Below are 20,572 nucleotides of genomic sequence, written 5' to 3' on the forward strand. Positions count from 1 at the left end.
CCGGGTCACTTTTCTTTGCTNNCCCTCCAGGTGCGCGTGCGGGTTCCGGGGTTTTTCGACAGGACATCCTTGTCCTGTCGAAAAACTGGCCGCATCCATGCGGCCACCCTTCGGGCTTTCCTCCACCCGCCCGCCGCGTCATACGGGGACCCTCGAGAGCCAAGAGCCGTGATGCCGTGCCCTTGTGGGAGCGCACCCTGTGCGCGACTGCCACGCTGAGGTGCACCGCTTCGGAAGGTTGTCGCGCACAGGGTGCGCTCCTACAGAAGGGCTTGGGCGCGGGTGGATCATGGGCGACGAACCCTCTTCCCAATCCGCTACCCTCCTCCCATCCACGCCGGAGGCGCTCCATGCCCACGACAAACCCAACCGTCGTAGCCAAAGCGCCACCCACCTGGCATTTCGATCTGATCGCCGGCCTCTCCATTGCCGGCCTGCTGATACCCGAAGCGGTCGCTTATTCGGGCATCGCCAACCTGCCGCCACAGGCGGGCGTCATCGCCTTGTTTGTGGGCCTGGCCACGTATTGGCTGCTGGGGCGTAGTCGCTACGCCATCGTGTCGGCTACGTCGTCGTCGGCGGCTGTGCTGGCGGCGGGAACGATGGCGCTGTCCGGTGGCGACAGCATCTCGCGGCTCGCTCTGGCAGGGACGCTAGTGGTGCTGGCGGGTGGCTGTTTTCTGGTGGCTGGCGCGGCGCGGCTGGGTGGGTTGTCGCATCTGATCGCGCGCCCGGTGTTGCGCGGTTACACCTTCGGGCTGGCCTGCGTCATCGCGCTCAAGCAGCTGCCGCATCTCATGGGCGTGGCGAGCGTGCACGGCGATTTCGTGCCGCTCCTGATCGTGCAATTGGCCAGGGTGCTGCCGCAGGTGAATGCGGCGGCGCTGGGTGCCGGTGTGGTCGCGTTGCTGCTGCTGTTCGCCTGCGAGCGCATCCAACGACTGCCGGGCAGTCTGGTCGCCATCGCACTGGGCGTGATGGCATCGGCCTGGTTGGCGGCGCATGGCGTGGCGTTGACGGGAACCATCCAGCTGGCGGCGGAGCTGGCCTGGCCGACGTGGCCACGCAGTGATCAATGGCTGCCCAGCGTGGAGCTGGCGGCGGCGCTGCTGTTGATCCTCTATGCGGAGTCCTACAGCTCCATCCGCGGCTTTGCGCTGAAGCATGGCGACACGGTGAATCCCAACCGCGACCTGCTGGTGCTCGGCGTCGCCAATGTCATCTCAGGCGCACTGCACGGGATGCCGGTAGGCGCAGGATATTCCGGCACCTCGGCGAACGAGGCGGCGGGTGCGCGTTCACGCCTCGCCGGCCTTATCGGCGCCGCCAGCGTGCTGGTGCTGGTGTGGTTGGCCTTGCGCTGGATCGAGCGCATCCCCCAGCCGGTGCTGGCGGCCATCGTGATCCACGCGGTGAGCAAATCGCTGCGGGTGTCGGTGTTCGCGCCGTATTTCCGCTGGCAACGCGACCGGCTGGTGCTGCTGGCGGCAGTGGTGGCGGTGTTGTCGCTGGGCATCCTCAATGGATTGCTGTTTGCCATCGCCTTCAGCCTGGTGATGCTGCTGCGCCAGCTCGCCACGCCGCGGCTGGGCGTGCTGGGCCGACTGGCCGAAGGCCACGATTTCGTGGACATGGCGCAGCATCCCGAGGCGCTGCAGGTGCCCGGCATGCTGATCGTGCGGCCGGAGGAACCGCTGTTCTTCGCCAACGCCGAGGCCATGCTGGCCCAGGCCCGCGAGCGCGTCAAAGCCGGCCATGAGCTGCGCCGAGTGGTGCTGAGCCTGGAGGAAAGCCCGGACCTGGATGGCACCTCGCTCGAATCCCTGGCCGATTTCGCCACCTGGCTGGCCGCTCGTGGCATCGAGCTGCGCGTGGCACGATTGAAGGGCGACGCCCGGGACGCCTTGTCCCGGATGGCGCTACCCCAGCTTCCGCCACAGGCGCTGGATGACTGGAGCGTGGAGGATGCCGTGTCGGCATCGCCGCTCACGACCTCTTTGGCAAAGGGAAACCCGCAGTGAAGAAAGCTCTACGCACCACCTGGCTGGCCGCGGCCACCACGCTCGCGCTGGCCGCACCGGCTTGGGCCGATACCAACGCCGATACGCGCTTCAAGCAGATCTACGAGCAGGAGTGGGCGTGGCGCAATGGCCAGTCCGGCATTGCCAGCTCGGGCGAGGCCCAGCCCAATGGCTCGCGCCTGGACAACGTGGATGCGGCCAACCAGCAGAAGCGCCAGGATTACTGGCAGAAGGTGTCCAACGATCTGGATGGCATCGACGCCAAGCAGCTGTCGCCGGAAGGCCAGGTGAACTACGCCGTGTATCGGGCGCAGATCCAGAACCTGCTCGCCGCGCAGAAGTTCAAGCAGTGGCAGATGCCGTTCAACAGCGACTCGGCGTTCTGGAGCGATCTGGGCTACGTGCTCGAAGGCGATCATCTGCGCACCACGCAGGACTATCAGCACTACATCGATCGCCTCAACCAGGTGCCGGCGTACTTCCAGCAACAGATCGACAATATGCGCGACGGCCTGGCACGCGGCTTCACCGTGCCGCGCGAAGTGCTCAAGGGCCGCGATGCGTCGATCAGCTCGGTATCGGAGCTGAAGGACCCGACCCAGAGCAGCTTCTACAAGCCGTTCGAGAAGATGCCCTCGACCGTGCCGAACGCTGACGCCATCAAGCTGCGCGATGCCGCCAAGAAGGCGATCAGCGGCAAGGTGATCCCGGCCTACGCCAAGCTGCTCAACTTCTACCGCAACGATTACGTGCCCAAGGCGCGCACCACGCTGGCCGCCGAAGCGATGCCCGATGGCAAGGCGTTCTACCGCCAGCAGATCATCGAATACACCACGCTCGATCTGGATCCGGACACCATCCACAAGATCGGCCAGGAGCAGGTGGCGAAGATCCACGCCGAGATGGTCAAGACCATGCAGGAGACGGGCTTCAAGGGAAGCTTCGACGATTTCCTGCACTTCCTGCGCACCGATCCGCAGTTCTACGCCAAGACGCCGGACGAGCTGCTGATGCGCACGGCGTGGGTGGCCAAGCAGGTGGACGCGCAGCTGGGCAAGGAATTCGGCCGCCTGCCGCGCCAGCGCTTCGCGATCGTGCCGGTGCCGGCGGATATCGCGCCGTACTACACCTCCGGCCGCGGTGGTGCCGGCACCTATCTGGTGAACACGTACGATCTGCCGTCGCGCCCGCTGTACAACATGCCGGCGCTGACGCTGCATGAATCGGCGCCGGGTCATTCGTTGCAGATTGCGCTGGCACAGGAGCAGCACGGCCAGCCGGACTTCCGTCGCGAGGGCTACATCTCGGCCTACGGCGAGGGTTGGGGCCTGTATTCGGAATACCTGGGCAACGAGATGGGCATCTACAAGACGCCCTACGACCGCTTCGGTTATCTGACCTACCAGATGTGGCGTGCGTGCCGCCTGGTGGTCGACACCGGCATCCATCACCTGGGCTGGACGCGCCAGCAGGCGATCGATTTCATGACGCAGAACACCGCGCTGTCCGATCGCGAGATCGCCAACGAAGTGGATCGCTACATCAGCTGGCCGGGCCAGGCGCTGTCCTATGAGCTCGGTTACCTGAAGATCCTGGAGCTGCGCCAGAAGGCCGAGCAGGCGCTGGGTTCGAAGTTCGACATCCGCCACTTCCACGACACCGTGCTGCAGATCGGTTCGGTGCCGCTGCCGGTGCTGGAGCAGCGCATCGATCGCTTCATCGCCGAAGGCGGCCCCGCGCCGGATTTCGGCTGCGATTGCGCCAAGGACAAGGACGCGAAGAAGTAAGCCGCCTCACCACGACCCCGGCCATGCCGGGGTCGTGACCTTGGCTCAGGGCTTCGCCGGCGCGCTCTTGCCGGTTTCCGCATAGCCCTGCAGCCGCTGCAGCTGCTCCATCAGCACGCCGTTGACGGCGGGTGCGATCTTGTCGAGCCCGCTGGCGCCGGAGCCGTTGACGCGGTACTCCAGCTGCAGCGCCGTGCCTTCCGGCGCGGGCTTGAGGGTGAAGGTCATGACGCCATCCACGGCCATGGCCTGCAGCGGACCGAGCGCGGTATCCATGCGCAGCAGGTGGCCCGGCGCGGCCCAGATCACCCGGCCGTGCTGCACGCTCTGGTCGTTCCAGTGTTCGCAGAAACAGCCGCCGGCCTCGGCCTTGAGGCTCAGGTGCGAGGCATCGCCGGAGTAGGTGTGTTCGCCGTTCCACCACTTGGCCACGTCGATCAGGGCGGCGTAGAGCTTCTGCGGCGGTGCGTGGACGGTGCGGGCGTCCTGGATCAGCAGATGATCGGGCGCGGCTTCCTTCACCTCGGCGTGGGCGGCGAGGGCAGCGAACGACAGCAGCGTGGCGGCGGCAATGGCTTGAATGCGCATGGGTTTTCTCCCGACAAGGCGGGGCGAGTATGCGTCGGCCCGTACGCGGTCTGTACTGGCCGAACGGAAGATGACCGGCCCACTGGCGAAAAATGCATCAGTGGAGTAAATTGACTCCTAACTTCACTGGGAGAGTTGAACCATGGCGGCTCATCTCCAGCCTGAAACCCATCCCGTCGCCGATCTCGGCGGCCCCGCGCTGCGCGCGTTCTTCAATATCGCCGAGCGCTGGAACCTGCGCATTGCCGACCAGCGCCGCCTGCTGGGCGATCCGCCGGAATCGACCTTCTACAAGTGGAAGCGGCTGCAGAGCGGCACGCTGGGGCGCGACACGCTCGAGCGCATCAGCTACCTGCTGGGCATCTTCAAGGATCTGCAGATCCTGTTTCCCGATGCCGACCAGGCCGACGGCTGGGTCCATCGGGCCAACCGCGCCAGCCTGTTCGGCGGCCGGTCGGCGCTGGAACGCATGCTTTCGGGCAACGTCGCCGATCTCTATGTGGTGCGCCAGTACCTGGACGCCCAACGCGGCTGACCCCAACCCCTGTTGTAGGAGCGCACCCTGTGCGCGACCGCAGCGCTGCGGTCTTCCTCAGTCATCTAGCCAAGCCAAAGCCCTGCGCCCCACGTCGCAACCCCCGATACACAGTCAGGCCATACTTCCTCCCTCTGGCAGACCGCGCGAGAGCTTCACGTCATGGCCGACATTCCACCGCTCAAACGCGTCCGCTGGGGTCACGCTTATCGCATCGTGCCCAGCCGCTTTCCGCCGATCGGCGTGTTCGATCGCATTGCCGATCCGGGCGACCTGGAAGCGCTGTACGCGATCGAGGCGATGACCAATCCGCGTCTGCGCAACGATATCGGCGACCTGCACCTGGTTCCGCCGGAGCGGCGCATCAGCGGTCCCGGAAGCACGCCGGTGATGGCCGCGTTCACCCATCTCAACCCCGAAGGCAGCCGTTTTTCGGATGGCAGCTGGGGCGTGTTCTATGCCGCGCACAGCGTGGCCACGGCGGTCGAAGAGACGGTCTATCACCGCGAGCTGTTTCTCGCGGCGACGGCCGAGCCGCCGTGCGACATCGAGATGCGCTGCTACAGCACCAGCATCCAGGCGAAGCTGCACGACCTGCGTGGCGGCTGGAAGCCGGAGCACGATCCGGACAACTACGCCGCAGGCGTCGCGCTGGCGCGCAAGCTGCGCGAGCAAGGTTCCGACGGGCTGGTCTACGACAGCGTGCGGCATGCCGGCGGCGAATGCGTCGCCGTGTTCTATCCCGATCGCGTGGCGCCCTGCGTGCAGGCGCAGCACCTGATGTATCGCTGGGACGGCAAGCGCATCGGCCAGGTGCTCACCGTGGATGAGTGGAAGCGCGGCTGAGCGCTCGCGCAAAAAACAGGGCCCCTCTTGCGAAGGGCCCGCGCGGCTTCCTTGCCGACTGGTCTCCCCTTGCTGATCTTCCTCAGAAGCGATAGCCGACGCTGGCGCCGAACACCACCGGATCGATCTTGGCGGTGCCCACCTTGGTGTTGTTGACCTTCACGTCGCTCTCAATATCAGCCCAGCGCACGTCCACCGTGGCCAGCCACTTGTCCGAGATCCTCAGGTCGAAGCCCGCGCGTACGGCGGCGCCCCAGCTGTTGGCGATGCTCACGCTGTTGCCGTACAGCGCGCCGGTGGCGTGGGTGCCGAAGAAGTTGGTGTAGTTGACGCCCACGCCCAGGAACGGCGACCAGGCCGCATCGGGCATGAAGTGATAGTTGATGCCGAAGGTCGGCGGCAATTGCTTGGTGCGCGCCACCGTGCCCAGGCCGGCGAGCTTGACGTCATGCAGGAACGGCCACGCGCCCAGCGCGTCCACGCCCCAGTTCGGGGTGAACATGTATTCGAGGTCGATGGTGGGTCGCGCGCTGCTGCTCACGGTCGCGCGTGCACCGGCCAGGGTGCCGTTGTTGTCCTTGGGCGCGACCACGGCGCCACCGACGCGCAGCACCCACGAATCAGTGCCTTCGGCGTGGACGATCGGAGCGGCGAGCGTGCCCAGTGCAGCGGCGATGACGAAGGGAAGCAGGACTTTCATGGCGTTGTTCCATCATGTTTTCGTGGGGACAACGTCATGGTCGTTAGGAAGTCGTTGCTCGCTGTTGATCCAGGTCATGCGCCCGTAGGGCATTCGGACGCAGGCGCGCAAGAGAAAGGCCCGCACTGGGCGGGCCTTTGCTTGTGTTCATCGATGAGCCGACGATCAGGTGTCGGCGTTGGTCGCCCAGCCTTCGCGGTTGCCGCGCGTGAAGACGCGATCGACCTCAAGCACGTCACCGGCCGCGTGCGCCGGCTGCTCGCGCAGGCTGGCGTAGATCGGCGTGAAGTCAGGACGCGTCGCCTCGAACAGCTGTTCAAAACTGTCGATCACGAAGTACGTCTGCTGGAACGTGTCGATGCGGTAACGCGTGCTCATCACGCGCTCCAGACCAAAGCCGATGCGATTGGGCGAGGCCGAATCCAGCGAGTAGATCGACTCGCCCTTGGAGCTCACGATGCCGGCGCCGTAGATGCGCATGCCATCCTTGGTGTTGATCAGGCCGAACTCCACCGTGTACCAGTACAGGCGCGTGAGGTTCATCAGCGCTTCGGGGCCGATCGCGAAGGCCTTCATGCCGCCGCGGCCGTAAGCCTGCATGTAGTCGGCGAAGACCGGGTTGAGCAGCAGCGGCACGTGGCCGAACAAGTCGTGGAACAGGTCCGGCTCGCTCAGGTAGTCGAGCTGGTCCGGCTTGCGGATCCACCAGCTGACCGGAAAGCGGCGGTGGGCGAGATGGTCGAAGAACACCTCGTCCGGCAGCAGGCCTTCGACCGCGACCAGCTCCCAGCCGGTGGCGGCGCCCAGCACCTTGTTGAGCTCGGAGAACTTCGGGATGCCGCCGTCGCCCAGGCCGAAGCGGGCCACGCCGTCCATGAATTCCTGGCAGGCACGGCCGGGCAGCAGATCACGCTGGCGCTGGTAGAGCGTGTCCCATACCTGGTGGTCGGTGGCGGAGTACTCGGCCCACGGCTGCTCCACCACGCCGGTGGCATACACCGGCACATAGCCGCGGTCGGTCTGATGGTGTTCAACGCGGCGGGGAGGGGTGTTCATGGCGTACTCCTGGCAACAAGGCCATCGTGCTTTGACGGCTCAGCATAGGGCGATTGCCGCGCACGATGCTTGTTTTGTTGCATTGATTCAGCTCGCTTGCGCAATAATCGTGTTCCCCCTTTCGTATCTATGGAGATTTATTGCCATGGCTACTCTGGACCGCACCGATCTGCGGATTCTGGCCGTGCTGCAGTCCGACGGCCGCATCACCAATGCCGAGCTGGCCGAGAAGGTCAGCCTGTCGCCCTCGGCCTGTCTGCGCCGCCTCCAGCGCCTGGAGAGCGATGGCGTGCTGACCGGTTACACCGCCCAGGTGGATCCCCAGGCCGTCGGGCTGGGCCTGCAGGCCTTCGTCCGCGTGCAGCTGACCAAGCATGAGAGCGTCGCCGTGGAGCGCTTCGTGGAACTGGTGAACGGCTGGCCCGAAGTGGTGTCCTGTTATGCGCTGACCGGCGACATGGACTATCTCCTGCATGTCTATGTGGCTGACCTGCAGGATTTTTCGCGCTTCCTGCTGGATCGCCTGCTGAACGCTTCAGGCGTGGCCGATGTCAATTCCAGCTTCGTGCTGCGGACCGTGAAGCGGTCCTCGGCGCTGCCCCTCTCGCAGCTGGAACATTGATGCTGCGACGCGGGGACGCAGGGGTCGACTAACGCTAAACTAACCGGACTGATGAATAGCCAATCCCTCTCCGCCCCAGCCCGCCGGGACGTCATCCGGCCCCTGCGCTACCTCTGGCGCGTGCCGCTGCTGCTGCTGCACATCGTGTTGGGCGTGCTGCTGTGTGCCCTGGTGCTGACCTGGCGCCGTGACGTGGTGATGAAGAACGGTCGCGAGCCCTTTGCGCATCGCACCATCCGCTGGTGGTCGACGGCCTTGCTGCGGATCTTCGGTCTGCGCTCGGTGCGCGTGGGCCAGCCGCTGGCCGACCCGGTGCTGTTCGTCGCCAATCACACCTCGTGGATCGATATCGAGCTGCTGCACAGCCAGCGCGCCGCCTGCTTCGTGGCCAAGGCGGAAATCGCCAGCTGGCCGCTGGTGGGCTGGCTGGCCTCGGCCGGCGGCACGATTTTCCATCGGCGCGGCAGCAACCATTCGCTGGCGGCGGTGATGCAGGTGATGGTCGATCGGCTGCGCGCCGGGCGTTCGGTGGCGGTCTTCCCCGAAGGCGGCACCGGGCACAACGGCGTGCTGCGTGTTTTCCACGCGCGCATTTTCCAGGCGGCGCTTGACGCCGAAGTGCCGGTGCAGCCGGTGGCGCTGCGTTTTGCACGCGACGGTCGCCGCGTGCTGGATGCGGGTTTCCGCGAGCACGAGAATTTCATGCAGAACTTCCTGCGCCTGCTGGGCGAGGCGCCGCTCGACGCCGAAGTGCATTTCCTTGAACCCGTACCGGCCGCGCCCGATGCGCGCCGCCGCATGGCCGAAACCTCGCGCGAGCGCATTGCGTTGGCGCTGGAAGACAAGCCGGAACACGAAAAACACGCATGACGCTGCCCCGGGGTAAGGATTTTCAGCCACCGTGGCCGCTGCGCAGTGGCCATATCCAGACCATGCTGTCTTCCAGCGGCGTGCGGCGCCTGATGCTGCCCAAGGCGGCGCAGACGGTGTTGCAGGACTCCCAGCCGATGGTGGTCGATGGCGGTGATGGCGTGCGCCTCACCGGCGCTTACACCATGCAGAAGACCGGCTCGCCGTCGCGTGGCCTGGCGGTGCTGTTCCACGGCTGGGAAGGCAGCGTCGATTCCACCTATGTGCTGCAGACCGGCAGCCGCCTGCTGGCCGATGGCTGGGACGTGTTTCGACTGAATTTTCGCGACCACGGCGACAGCCATCATCTCAACGAAGCGCTGTTCCATTCCTGCCGCATCGACGAAGTGGTGCATGCGCTGGGCGACATCGCGCAGCGTTTTCCGTCGCGACCGATGGTGCTGGCGGGTTTCTCGCTCGGCGGCAACTTTGCACTGCGCGCGGCCATGCACGCGCCGGCAGCCGGCCTGCCGTTGAGCTATGCGCTGGCGGTGTGTCCGATCATCGATCCGGGCGAAGGCCTGTTTTCGCTGGAAGGCCAAGCGCCGTGGTTCTACCAGGCGTATTTCATGCACAAGTGGCGGCGCTCGCTGCAGGCCAAGCAGGCGGCGTTTCCGCATGTGCAGTATTTCGAACTGGCCGAACTCAAGCAGAGTCTGCGCGGACTGACCGCTTCCTTGGTTTCGCGTCATACCGATTTCGGTTCGCTCGAAGCCTATCTGGACGGCTATTCCGTGGCCGGTCGCGCACTGGAAGGCATGCATGTGCCGTGCACCATCCTCACTGCGCGCGACGATCCGGTCATTCCTGTGGCGGCATTCGAGCGACTCGATCTGCCGGCGAACGTGGAGCTGGACATCTCCGACTACGGCGGCCATTGCGGCTATATCCGCGGCTGGGACATGACCAGCTTCACTGACGAGTACATCGCTGCACGCTTCAATGCCGTGGTGGCGCAGCGCTAAAGCGGCGCGGCCTTGTGGCTGTCACAGGGGCATTCCATCATCCGCCCCACCCACGTTCTGCCTGGAGATCCGGCTATGCATGCCAAGGGCACGTTCGAAGTGAAGATCACGCCGCAGCCGCCGCAGGACGGAGTGGACGATCCCGGCATCGGTCGCCTGGTGATAGCCAAGCACTTCCAGGGCGATCTGCAGGGCCATAGCAGGGGAACGATGCTTGCGGTCGGCACGCCGATCGACGGTTCGGCCGGCTATGTGGCGATGGAATGGGTGGAAGGCAGCCTGCAGGGGCGTCACGGCCGTTTCGCACTGCAACACTCAGGCAGCATGCATCGCGGCTCGCCGCAGCTGTCGGTAACCATCGTGCCCGATTCGGGCACTGACGACCTGGCAGGCATCGAAGGCGCGCTCACCATCACCGTCGCCAACGGAGCGCATTCCTACGACCTCCACTACAGCCTGACGTGAAACGTTTCCCCGTCGCCACGATGGCGCTACGCTTCCACACTCCCGCCGGAGTGCCGTCATGCGCAAGTTGATGCTGGGTTTGTTGGGATGTCTGGTGGCCTGCACGGCCGCGGCAGCACCCCAGCTGGACAAGCTCACCTTGCCCAAGGGCTTCCATGTCGCCGTGTACTCGGACCAGGTGCCCAACGCGCGCGAGATCGCACTGGGCGCCAAGGGCACGGTGTTTGTCGGCTCCAACAGCGCGGGCAAGGTGTACGCACTCACCGACAGCAAGCACGACGGTCACGCGGACAAGGTGCGCGTGATCGCCAGCGGCTTGAAGTTGCCGGTGGGCGTCGCCTTCAAAAATGGCGACCTGTACATCTCGGCGGTGAGCAAGATCCTGGTGCTGCGCGACATCGAGAACCATCTCGACGATCCACCCAAGCCCGAAGTGATCTACGACAAGTTTCCCACCGAGACGCACCACGGCTGGAAATTCATCGCGTTCGGTCCCGACGGCAAGCTCTACGTGCCGATCGGTGCACCGTGCAATATCTGCGACAAGGACAAGAACTACGCCAAGCTCACGCGCATGAACGCCGATGGCAGCGGCCTGGAAGATGTCGCCTTCGGCATTCGCAACACGGTGGGTTTCGACTGGCAGCCCAAGACCCGGCAGCTGTGGTTCACCGACAACGGTCGCGACCTGATGGGCGACGACATGCCCAGCGATGAATTGAACCGCATCGCGCGCGTGGGTGAGCACTTCGGTTATCCCTATTGCCACCAGGGCGATACGCTGGATCCGGAATTCGGCCAGGGCAAGAACTGCAAGGATTACACCGCGCCGGTCTATAAGCTCGGACCGCACGTGGCGGCGCTGGGCATGCGCTTTTACGAGGGTTCGCAGTTCCCGGCCAGCTACCGGGGCGCGATCATCGTGGCCGAGCATGGTTCGTGGAATCGCACCAGGAAATCCGGCTATCGCGTGATGTCCGTACACCTCAACGGCGACAAGGTCACCGCCTATGAGCCGCTGCTCGACGGATTCGCGCAGAACGAACAAGCCTGGGGACGCCCGGCCGACGTGCAGCCGCTACCCGATGGCAGCCTGCTGGTGAGCGACGATCTGGCCGGCGCGATTTACCGCGTGACTTACCAAAACCCCTGACGCGGCGCGGTTGCGCGACGCTGCACCCACTCGCTTGGAACTTGGAGAACGACCTTGCAATTGCGTAGCGACAGTTTCGAACACGGTCAGGCGATGCCGACCCGGCTGGCTTTCGGCAAACGCGGCGAGCCCTTCGCGTTGTCGGACAACCTCAGTCCTCATCTGGCGTGGAAGGATGCACCGCATGCGACGCGTTCCTTCGTGCTGGCGGTGTTCGATTTCGACGTGCCCAGCAAGCCGGACGATGTGAACCAGGAAGGGCGCACGGTGCCGGCCGATCTTCCGCGCGTGGAATTCGTGCACTGGCTGATGGCCAATATCCCGGTCGAGTGCGGCGAGCTGGCCGAAGGCGCCTGCAGCGACGGCATCGTGCCGCGCGGCAAGCGCGCGCCGTATGGCCCGCCGGGCAGCGTGCAAGGTGTGAACGACTACACCGGCTGGTTCGCCGGCGACGCCGACATGCGCGGGCAATACCTCGGCTACGACGGTCCGTGCCCGCCGTGGAACGATTCCATCGTGCATCACTACCACTTCCGCCTGTATGCGTTGGATGTGGAAAGCCTCAAGCTGGCCGATGGTTTCACCGTGAACGAACTGCGCACGGCGATGGACGGCCATGTGCTGGCCGAAGCCGAGCTGATGGGCAGCTATACGATCAATCCCGCAGCCGTATAGACGACTTTGCCGCCAGCGTGAACGGCGACCAAAGGGCGGCCGGAGCTGAGATCATTTTCACGCTCGCAAGGCATGGGCTGTGGGTGAATGGTCGGCAGGACGATGTCATGTCCGCTGAGAGGATCGCCCCATGCTGCATTACGCCCTGGTATTCCTGGTCATCGCCATCATTGCTGCCTTGTTCGGTTTCACCGGCATCGCAGGTACCGCTGCCAGTATCGCGAAGATCCTGTTTATCGTCTTCCTGATCCTGGCCGTGATCGCCTTCTTCAGGCGCGCGAGCTGAGCGAGCGCGCATCGGGGCATCCACCCCGATGCGCTTCGCGGGACCGATTGAGACCATTGCATGTCCGCTTCAACGGAGAACGTCATGAACAAGCAAGTCCAGGCGCACGAGGAAAACACCGCGGCCGAGCGCATCGAGGAACGCGCCGAGCGCATCAAGCAGGCGACCACCAGCGCCGTGACCAACACCAAGGAAGCGGTGGATCGTGCGGCCGACAAGGTCGAGGACAGCCTGCATCGCGCCACCGACAAGGCGGCCGATACCGCCACCCGCGCCACCGAGAAAGCCGATGAATATCGCCAGCGTGGTCGCGAGGTCTACGACGAAGCCGTCGACCGTGCCGACGAATGGCTGGACCGTGCCCGCGACTATGTGCGCGAGAAGCCCGTGCAGTCCGTAGCCATCGCCCTTGGCGCCGGCTGGCTGCTTGGCCGCATACTCCGTCGCTGATACACGACTGAGGACAGGGGATGGACCAGACCGGACGCGAAGACGCGCCCGTCGCGCCTGACGAAACGCCACCTCCTGCGCCACCGGGCCTGCTGGACGATATCGGCCGCCTCGGTCGGGCTTTTCAAAGGTTGTTCGGGGCGCAGCTGAAGCTGTTGTCCGCGGAACTGGGGCTGGCGCGTAGCGCCGTCCATTGGCTGCTGATCGCCGGCCTGGTCGCCACCGTCGCCGCGGTAGGCATGGGCTTGACCCTGCTGGGCCTGATCGGCTGGCTGCTGGCGCAATGGTTCGGCTCGTGGGCCTGGGCCCTGGCCGCGCTGTCGCTGGTGGAGCTGCTGTTTCTCGCTGGCGCGATGCTGTTGTTCCGCCGCTGCATGCACTGGATGACCTTGCCCGCCACGCGGGGCGAGTGGAGTGCGATGATGCGTGAAACCCTGCGCCGTCCTGGTCCGCAGGGCAGTAACCCGGAGGACGTGCCGTGAGCCTCTTCAAGCAAATGCATGCGGTGCGTGTGGCGAAGGACCGTGCACAGGATGCCCGCGAGGAGCTGGCCATACCGGCCCAGGCCCTGCTGGCGCGTGGACAACGCCATCCGCTCACGACCGTGGGCCTGGCCGCGGGCGCGGGCTTCGTGCTGGGCAAGCTCAACGTGCATCCGCTGCGAGTACCGGGCCTGGGCGCGCTGTTGAGCGGCACCGCCGCCGAAGTCGTCGGCCAGGCGATGCGGCTGGTGGCCGAGTTCTCGCAGAACGCCGGCGATGTCACCCAGGACACCGGCGACTTCACATGAACACGCCGATCTCATCGCTGCCGCCCGTCGCTGAAAGTGACGCGGCGCCACCGGAGGTACCCGTCGATGCGATGGTGCCCAGCCGCGAGCCCCGGCTGAATCTGCTGCACGTGCAGCGCACGCAGAGTGCGCGACGCCATTTGCGCGGCATCCGCGTGGTGCTCAATATCTTCCTGGCGTTGGCGCTGATGTATACGGTGACCATCACCAAGCAGCTCCTGATACCGCTGGTGCTCGCCTCGTTCATCGGCCTGGCGCTCAATCCGGTGGTGGCGCGCTGCAAGAGTATCGGCATACCGCGCTGGCTGGCGGCCAGCGTGCTGATGATCGGCCTGATCACGGCCATCGGCTTTGGCGTCAGCGCGCTGACCCAGCCCGCCCTGGGCTGGGTGCACGAAGCGCCGACGGCGATACGCAGCTTTATTCCCAAGCTGCGCACCTTTACCCAACCGCTCGAGGCGGCCAACCGCGCTACCCAGGGCCTCACCGGTCCCACGAAGGTGCAGGCCTCGGCGCAGTCGCCGCTCTCCATCACCGTATGGGACATCGTGGCGACCACGCCGAAGGTATTGGCCGGCGTCCTCACCGTGGTCTTGCTGGTGTTCTTCTTCCTGGTTTACGGCGACCTGATGCTGCGACGACTGGTCGAGGCCTCGCCCAACTTTGGCTACAAGCGACATGCCGTGCACGTGGTGCGCGGCATCCAGTACGAAGTGTCGCGCTACATCCTCACCGCCACGCTGATCAACTTCGGCCTGGGCGCAGTCACCGCCGGCATGCTGTGGCTGTACCACATGCCCGACCCCCTGTTGTGGGGCACGGTGGCCATGCTGGCCAACTTCATTCCCTATGTGGGCGCGATCAGCACCACGACCGTGCTTGCGGTGGTGGGCCTGCTCAACTTCAACGAGCCGGGCGCGGCCCTGCTACCGGCGCTGACCTTCGCCGGCATCACGGCCTTCGAAGGCAACCTGGTGACGCCGCTGATCCAGGGGCATCGCATGCGGCTGAGCCCGATCGCGATCCTGCTGTGGCTGCTGTTCTGGGGCTGGTTGTGGGGCATCCCGGGTGCGCTGCTGGCGGTGCCGATGCTCACCAGCGCCAAGCTGGTGGCCGAACGTGTACGCGGCTGGCGCTGGTTCGCGCGGATGGTGCAGCGTTGACGACTGGCTACGTGATCCGCGCCGTCGATGCGCGCGATTTCAGTGCGTGGAAGCCGTTGTGGGATGGCTATAACGCGTTCTACGGCCGCAGCGGCGAAACCGCGTTGGCCGAAGACATCACACGCGAGACCTGGTCGCGTTTCCTCGCGGCCGATGAGCCGATGCACGCAGTGGTCGCCGAGTGCGATGGCCAGTTGCTGGGCCTGGCGCACTACCTGTTCCATCGCAGCACCATCAACCGCGCGAACAGCTGCTATTTGCAGGATCTGTTCACGGTGCCAGCGTCGCGTGGCATGGGCATCGGACGCGCCTTGATCGAAGCGGTGTATAGCCGGGCACGCGACGCCGGTGCAGCGCGCGTGTACTGGCAAACCCACGAAACCAATACGACGGCCATGCAGCTTTACGACCAGCTAGCCGAGAAGTCAGGGTTTATTGTCTACCGCAAGCCGTTGTAGCGTGGCCGCTGACTCACCGAAGCGGGTAGGCGCTATGCGCGTTTCATGGGCGATCCTCGGCGCCGCGGCGCTGCTACTTGCTGGCAGGGTTGACGCCACGTCGGTGGTCGACACAAACCAGGGATGCGAGGTGGCCCGTGCGGCCACTCCGACGGTCACGCACACGACACTCAACGGCGTGCCCGCCATCCTGCGCATACCCGCGCATATCACCAAGGCGCCAATCATCCTCTGGCATGGCTTCGGTCCGCCGGCCAGCGAGAGCGCCATGATGGAGGCGCTGCCGCTCGATGATGTCGATGCGGTGAAGGTGTATCTGGGCCTGCCACTGTTCGGCGCACGCGCACCCGCCGGCGGCATGAAGGAATTGGCGCGTCGCCAGGGCGAGGATGTCGGCCTCGAGGTCTTCAAACCCGTGGTCGCTGGCGCCGCGGATGAGCTGTCCGATGTGGTCGCGGCGCTGGCACAGCATGGCTGCATGAAGGCTGGCAGCCCAGTGCGCGTGGTCGGTTTTTCCGCTGGCGGCGCGGCGGCCCTTTACGCAATGGCGCAAGGCAAGGTGAAGATCGATGCGGCGGTGCTGCTCAATCCATCCACGGGTCTGAACGACTCGGTCCAGGCCTATGAACAGGCGACCGGGCGGACCTACGCGTGGTCGCCCGCGTCGCGTGAATTGGCCCGTCAGACTGATGCTGCCGCGCACGCCGGCGATATCGCGCGACATCTTCCAGCATTGCTGTTCCTGCAGGGAGCAAACGACTCGGTGCTCGATACGCAAGCGGTGCCGGCGTTGTGCGAAAAGCTCAAACCTCTGTATGGCGAGCAGACATCACGATTGCAGTGTCGCCAGCTGACCGGCATGTCGCACCAATGGTCCGCTGATGCTGCCTCGCTGGCGATGGTACGCAAGGCCGTAGGCGCATGGTTCATGGACATCGCTTCCGCGCCGACTCAATGATCGATGCCATGCGCCTTCAGCACATCGCTGATGTCGAACAGCCACAGGTTGCGCGAACCATTGAGCGGCTCGCCGAGCCGGTGCTGGAGTGAGGCGATATCGTCCTTCGGCTTGGGAAAGTTCACCGCGTTCTGCCGGCTGCTGGAGACATATAGCTCGCCGAATTGACGACCCAGCGATGGCGCATTCTCCAGCGCGCTGCTGTTGACTTCGCCAGCCAGATGCAGCGGCTTGCCCCAGCGTCCATCGGGCTCGCGAAAGGCGATGTACAAGTCCGCGCTGCCCAGGCTATCGCCTTCGTTGCCGGCATAGATGAGAAAACGTTGTTCCGGATCGACGCAGGGATCCATGCGGTTGTGATCCGGATCGCCCAGCTCGACACGTTGCGGCTGCGCATACCCGTTGGCGGTGCGGTGGGCCACGTAGATCTGATACGCCTTGCCCGAATCCTCGCGATGGGCCGAGAAGTAGATGTCGCCATTGGACGCCACCGAAGGGTTGTAGATCATCGCGCCATCGTTGAGCGCGCCATCCACATGCACGGGCTTGCCCCAACCGCCGTCCGCCTGCTGCTCGACGTACCAGAGGTTGGTGCCGGCGAACGTCTGGCCGCCCATCTCGGCCATCACCGGCACGTCGCCATCATGCACAGGCCGGTTGGAGACAAAATAAAGGCGCTTGCCGTCCGGTGACAGCGCCGGTTCCGAATCGTGCCACTGGCCGGAGAACGACACGACCTCAGGCGTGCTCCAGCTCTGGCCGCGCCGATGCGAGACGAGGATGGTGTCGTCTTTCTCGGCAAAATCCGAGCGCATGAAATACAGCGTCTTGCCATCGGGACTGACGGCGGCCGACGTTTCCTGCAAGCCGGTGGAGATGACGCCTGGTCCTACCAGCTCGCCCGCAACGGCCTTGGCGGCTATCAGGGCGAGCGCCAACAAGCCGGCGGGGATCAACAGCTTCGACGCCATGCACGATGCTCCAGCAGAGGGGGACGGTGGACAGCCCCCACCATGAGGCACCCATGTTCAAGCTGCAGCTGGTTTGTGACTGGCGGCGAGAGCGACGTGACGAGCGGTCGGCGCGGACGCTTCGGCGGTCAGGCCATGCCCAGGGCGCGACGCGCATGCAGGCGGAAGCGACGGCTGAGGCTAAGTCGCGTGCCATCCTGCAGCACCACCTCGGCGCTGCCCTGGAACAGCGGATGCACTTCGCGTATGCGTTCCACGTTCACCACGATGCCGCGGTGGATGCGCAGGAAACAGCTGGGATCGAGCACCGCAAGCAGATGGCGCAGCGACTCGCGATGAAGATACGTCGCGCTGCCGGCATGGATATGCACGTAGTTGCCATCGGCGCGGATCCAGTCGATATCGCTGGCGGCGATCACGCGGATATGTTCGCCATGCTGCACGCTCAGCCGCTGCAGATAAGGCGATGCGGGCGCCTGCGCCACAGCGGCCGCCGTGACCGGGACAGCCAGGGCCTGCAGTCCCTGCCAATGGCGCCGCACGCGCGCCATCGCCTGGTCAAAGCGCTCCTGGTCGATCGGCTTGAGCACGTAGTCGATCGCGTTGGCGTCGAAGGCGCGCAAGGCATGCTGGCCGTACGCGGTGGCGAACACCACCATCGGCAGGCTGTCGCGCTTGAGTCCATGCAACAGCCGGAAGCCGTCCATGCCCGGCATACGGATGTCGAGGAACATCAGGTCCGGTTCCAGCGCTTCGATGGCCTGCCGCGCCTCGTTTGCGTTCCCGCACTCGCCCACAATGGCCACGTCCGCATGCGATGCCAGCGCCTGCCGGATGGCCAGCCGCGCCAGTACCTCGTCATCCACGATCAGCGTGCGGATGGGCGGCGCGTTCATGCCGCCTCCCGGAACGGAAAGCGCAGTTCCACGCGTGTGCCGCCTTCGGGCTTGCGCTGCAATTCCAACGTCGCGTCGTGGCCGAACAGCATGTCCAGCCGCGTGCGCGTATTGCCCAGGCCCAGCCCGTCCTTGGGACCGTCGGGTGGCAGGCCGATACCGTCGTCATCCACGCGCAGCAGGAGATTGTCGCCATCGCGGCGCGTGGAAATATGCAGTGTGCCGCGCTCCGTCTTCTCCAGCAGCCCGTGGCGCAGCGCGTTCTCCACCAGCGGCTGCAGGATCATGTTGGGCACCAGTGCCCGCAGGGTGTCGGCGGAAACATCGATATGGGTGCTCAGGCGATCCTGGAAGCGCACCTGCTGGATGCCGAGATAGCAGGTGAGGAATTCCACCTCGCGCGACAGCGGCACCTGTTGTGCGTGCCGCTCCTCCAGGGTGAGGCGAAGAAAATCGCTCAGCCGCGCGATCATCTGCCGCGCCTGTACCGGGTTGGCCAGCGCCAGCGCTGAAATCGCATTGAGCGTGTTGAACAGGAAATGCGGCTGCAGCTGCACGCGCAAGGTCTGCAGCTGCGATTGCACCAGCTGCGTTTCCAGCTGCGAATTGCGCAGGCGTTCGTCGCGCAGCCGGCGCTGCGAATCGATGGCGCGCAACACCACCAGGATCACGCCGTAGGTAAGCCAGCTCAGGTGGAAGTTATAGGCGAACTGCATGCGCGAGAACGCGCCGAAACTGATGTTGGGCCGCGAGCTGGGCGGGCCGCACACCGTCCAGTAGATGCACAGCACCAGCATCACCTGCAGCGTCGCGAGCACGATGCTGGCGGGCAGGTGCACGGCCCAGAAGCGACGCCAGCTGCCGCGACCGCCCATGTTTCCCAGCCATGCCACGACGGTCGTGAGCAGCATCCACAGGTAGGCGTTGGTGAGATTCCAGGTGAACGGGCGCGTCCAAGTGAACACCTCGCCCTCGCTGATCATCGAGATCACCGAGCTGGCGGTGTAGGACAGGCCGAGCAGGGTCCAGAAGACGAACACGAGTGCCCAGATCTTCCAGCGTGGCGCAGTCATCAGGTCGGACACCGGAACCTCGCAGGCACGAGCCGCTGCAGTGAACTCCCCCAGTCTGGACGCCCGTAATGTACGGCAACAGTGCCTGAAGACATCGTTAGTGCGCCGCGCTCAGGCATCCTCAACCCGCCATGCAGGACGCGGCAGCCGCCACCAGGCGATCGCCCAATCGGGCCAGCCACGGGGCGAGCGAGACGCGCCACATATGGTCGGCGTTGGCCTTCGAGGTTTTCCCTGAGAGGGCCGCAGGCAGGGCGCGATCGCTGGAGAAATACAGCGTGCGATGGTCGCAGCCCAGCTGAGAGCCCATGTTGTGCGTGCCGCCGTTGACCGTATCACCCAGGTCCTGCGGTGTGCTCCAGTTGTCGTCGGTGTGGAAGGCAATGGCCAGTCGATACGGCTGCGAGGGCTCGTGCTTGATACTGAAGACCATGAACGAACGATCAGGTGCAATCGCCACATCGCGGATCTGCGCATTCTTGTCGCCCACCGTCACCAGATACGGCGGCTGGTATTGGCCATGCTCGAATACCGAGCGCAGCGGCCTGAGCACGCCGTCGGGTGAGCAGCCGATGTAATAGATGCTGTGATCCGCGGCGATGCTGGGCGCAAAGGTGCTGTTGCACGTGTTGACGATGTCGGGCAGGCGAACGGGTTCGCCCCAGCCATCGGCCCTGCGCTCCACCTGCCATAGGTTCATGCCTTGACCGGCCAGCCGCTTACCCCCGCGGACCGTATCCAATGCCTGGCCAACGCCGCTGGCTGGACGGTTGGATGCGAATACCAGGAAGGAGCGATCAGGCGCCATCGCGGGATCGCCGTCGCGCCATCGCCCTGAGAACGGCGCCACCATCGGCGCGCTCCATTGGCCATCGACGCGACGCGATTCCATCACCGCGGCGCCGCGCTCCGTGCCCCGCATGAAGTACACGGTGTTTCCATCCGGCGTGAATGCAGGCGAGGCGTCATCAGCGGCCATGAGATCGCCGCCTGGCACGAACGGCGAGGGCGCGTGAGCAGAGTCAGTTGGCGACGACGTCATCAACGGCGATATCGCGATCAACACGACGCAAATCATCTGCTGCCACATCGTGGCCATCCCAGGTCGCCTCAGCAAGAACAGTGCGAAACGTAAGCCAAGGCATCGGAGGTGTCGCCGCTTTTGTGACAACCGGTAGCGCTGGCGCCACGAGTGGCATGTGCGT

Annotated in this window: 24 protein-coding genes; 17 read left to right on the forward strand and 7 right to left on the reverse strand. The window is 65.1% G+C overall.

Annotated features, from left to right (window positions below):
• Positions 1–350: 350 nt before the first annotated feature.
• Together Y882_RS04210 and Y882_RS04215 are read left to right on the forward strand one after the other, a co-directional pair.
• A complete protein-coding gene (locus Y882_RS04210; protein WP_046970640.1) occupies positions 351–2,021 on the forward strand; it encodes a SulP family inorganic anion transporter in 1,671 nt (556 codons plus the stop codon).
• Positions 2,018–3,808, forward strand: coding sequence for a DUF885 domain-containing protein (locus Y882_RS04215; protein WP_046970641.1), 1,791 nt, complete (start codon positions 2,018–2,020; stop codon positions 3,806–3,808). The genes Y882_RS04210 and Y882_RS04215 overlap by 4 nt, the downstream gene beginning before the upstream one ends.
• Before the next feature lie 45 nt (positions 3,809–3,853).
• Here the strand turns inward: Y882_RS04215 and Y882_RS04220 are convergent, their stop codons facing one another.
• Positions 3,854–4,396 (reverse strand): SRPBCC family protein, encoded by a 543-nt coding sequence (locus Y882_RS04220; RefSeq protein WP_046970642.1) that lies wholly within the window; start codon positions 4,394–4,396, stop codon positions 3,854–3,856.
• 142 nt (positions 4,397–4,538) lie between these two features.
• Here Y882_RS04220 and Y882_RS04225 point away from each other — a divergent pair, with 142 nt between their 5' ends.
• Positions 4,539–4,931 carry an MbcA/ParS/Xre antitoxin family protein gene (locus Y882_RS04225; protein WP_046970643.1) on the forward strand — a complete coding sequence of 131 codons (393 nt, stop codon included), beginning with the start codon at positions 4,539–4,541 and terminating at the stop codon, positions 4,929–4,931.
• A 162-nt stretch (positions 4,932–5,093) separates the two neighbouring features.
• On the forward strand, positions 5,094–5,777 hold the full coding sequence (locus tag Y882_RS04230) for an RES family NAD+ phosphorylase (protein WP_046970644.1): 684 nt from the start codon (positions 5,094–5,096) through the stop codon (positions 5,775–5,777).
• An 82-nt stretch (positions 5,778–5,859) separates the two neighbouring features.
• On the opposite strand, the gene Y882_RS04235 is transcribed toward Y882_RS04230, so the two are convergent.
• Positions 5,860–6,477 (reverse strand): OmpW/AlkL family protein, encoded by a 618-nt coding sequence (locus Y882_RS04235; RefSeq protein WP_046970645.1) that lies wholly within the window; start codon positions 6,475–6,477, stop codon positions 5,860–5,862.
• A gap of 165 nt (positions 6,478–6,642) precedes the next feature.
• Positions 6,643–7,533 carry a phenylalanine 4-monooxygenase gene (gene phhA, locus Y882_RS04240; RefSeq protein ID WP_046970646.1) on the reverse strand — a complete coding sequence of 297 codons (891 nt, stop codon included), beginning with the start codon at positions 7,531–7,533 and terminating at the stop codon, positions 6,643–6,645.
• 145 nt (positions 7,534–7,678) lie between these two features.
• Between phhA and Y882_RS04245 the strand changes: the two genes are divergently transcribed.
• The 13 genes from Y882_RS04245 (at position 7,679) to Y882_RS18750 (ending at position 16,427) form a co-directional block, all read left to right on the forward strand.
• Complete coding sequence (locus tag Y882_RS04245) at positions 7,679–8,155, forward strand: Lrp/AsnC family transcriptional regulator (RefSeq protein WP_046970647.1); 477 nt, start codon at positions 7,679–7,681, stop codon at positions 8,153–8,155.
• A gap of 51 nt (positions 8,156–8,206) precedes the next feature.
• Positions 8,207–9,025, forward strand: coding sequence for a lysophospholipid acyltransferase family protein (locus Y882_RS04250; RefSeq protein WP_046970648.1), 819 nt, complete (start codon positions 8,207–8,209; stop codon positions 9,023–9,025).
• Entirely contained in the window at positions 9,022–10,029 is a 1,008-nt protein-coding gene (locus Y882_RS04255; protein WP_046970649.1) for a YheT family hydrolase, read from the forward strand. The genes Y882_RS04250 and Y882_RS04255 overlap by 4 nt, the downstream gene beginning before the upstream one ends.
• Before the next feature lie 75 nt (positions 10,030–10,104).
• The gene (locus tag Y882_RS04260) at positions 10,105–10,494 is read left to right on the forward strand and encodes a DUF3224 domain-containing protein (protein ID WP_046970650.1); all 390 of its coding nucleotides are present in this window, start codon (positions 10,105–10,107) and stop codon (positions 10,492–10,494) included.
• A gap of 58 nt (positions 10,495–10,552) precedes the next feature.
• The gene (locus Y882_RS04265; RefSeq protein WP_046970651.1) at positions 10,553–11,647 is read left to right on the forward strand and encodes a PQQ-dependent sugar dehydrogenase; all 1,095 of its coding nucleotides are present in this window, start codon (positions 10,553–10,555) and stop codon (positions 11,645–11,647) included.
• 54 nt (positions 11,648–11,701) lie between these two features.
• Complete coding sequence (locus Y882_RS04270; RefSeq protein WP_046970652.1) at positions 11,702–12,322, forward strand: YbhB/YbcL family Raf kinase inhibitor-like protein; 621 nt, start codon at positions 11,702–11,704, stop codon at positions 12,320–12,322.
• Positions 12,323–12,452: 130 nt separating this feature from the next.
• Positions 12,453–12,608, forward strand: coding sequence for a DUF1328 domain-containing protein (locus Y882_RS19140; RefSeq protein WP_046970653.1), 156 nt, complete (start codon positions 12,453–12,455; stop codon positions 12,606–12,608).
• Between the two features lie 84 nt (positions 12,609–12,692).
• Entirely contained in the window at positions 12,693–13,058 is a 366-nt protein-coding gene (locus Y882_RS04280; protein WP_046970654.1) for an ElaB/YgaM/YqjD family protein, read from the forward strand.
• A gap of 20 nt (positions 13,059–13,078) precedes the next feature.
• Entirely contained in the window at positions 13,079–13,540 is a 462-nt protein-coding gene (locus Y882_RS04285; protein ID WP_046970655.1) for an ABC transporter ATP-binding protein, read from the forward strand.
• On the forward strand, positions 13,537–13,848 hold the full coding sequence (locus Y882_RS04290; RefSeq protein ID WP_046970656.1) for a hypothetical protein: 312 nt from the start codon (positions 13,537–13,539) through the stop codon (positions 13,846–13,848). The genes Y882_RS04285 and Y882_RS04290 overlap by 4 nt, the downstream gene beginning before the upstream one ends.
• 71 nt (positions 13,849–13,919) lie before the next feature.
• The gene (locus Y882_RS04295; RefSeq protein WP_244466219.1) at positions 13,920–15,011 is read left to right on the forward strand and encodes an AI-2E family transporter; all 1,092 of its coding nucleotides are present in this window, start codon (positions 13,920–13,922) and stop codon (positions 15,009–15,011) included.
• A complete protein-coding gene (locus Y882_RS04300) occupies positions 15,008–15,469 on the forward strand; it encodes a GNAT family N-acetyltransferase (protein WP_046970658.1) in 462 nt (153 codons plus the stop codon). The genes Y882_RS04295 and Y882_RS04300 overlap by 4 nt, the downstream gene beginning before the upstream one ends.
• 34 nt (positions 15,470–15,503) lie before the next feature.
• Entirely contained in the window at positions 15,504–16,427 is a 924-nt protein-coding gene (locus tag Y882_RS18750; RefSeq protein ID WP_052949669.1) for an alpha/beta hydrolase family protein, read from the forward strand.
• Here Y882_RS18750 and Y882_RS04310 read toward each other — a convergent pair.
• The 4 genes from Y882_RS04310 to Y882_RS04325 form a co-directional block, all read right to left on the reverse strand.
• Complete coding sequence (locus tag Y882_RS04310; protein WP_046970659.1) at positions 16,421–17,398, reverse strand: TolB family protein; 978 nt, start codon at positions 17,396–17,398, stop codon at positions 16,421–16,423. The two genes, Y882_RS18750 and Y882_RS04310, sit on opposite strands and share 7 nt — an antisense overlap.
• 128 nt (positions 17,399–17,526) lie before the next feature.
• The gene (locus Y882_RS04315; protein ID WP_046970660.1) at positions 17,527–18,294 is read right to left on the reverse strand and encodes a LytR/AlgR family response regulator transcription factor; all 768 of its coding nucleotides are present in this window, start codon (positions 18,292–18,294) and stop codon (positions 17,527–17,529) included.
• Complete coding sequence (locus tag Y882_RS04320) at positions 18,291–19,367, reverse strand: sensor histidine kinase (protein WP_046970668.1); 1,077 nt, start codon at positions 19,365–19,367, stop codon at positions 18,291–18,293. Before Y882_RS04320 ends, Y882_RS04315 begins: the two co-directional genes overlap by 4 nt.
• A 121-nt stretch (positions 19,368–19,488) precedes the next feature.
• Positions 19,489–20,346 carry a TolB-like translocation protein gene (locus Y882_RS04325; RefSeq protein ID WP_162207388.1) on the reverse strand — a complete coding sequence of 286 codons (858 nt, stop codon included), beginning with the start codon at positions 20,344–20,346 and terminating at the stop codon, positions 19,489–19,491.
• Between the last annotated feature and the right edge of the window lie 226 nt (positions 20,347–20,572).

The organism is Dyella japonica DSM 16301, assembly GCF_001010355.1.
In the GTDB taxonomy this organism is placed as follows: domain Bacteria; phylum Pseudomonadota; class Gammaproteobacteria; order Xanthomonadales; family Rhodanobacteraceae; genus Dyella; species Dyella japonica.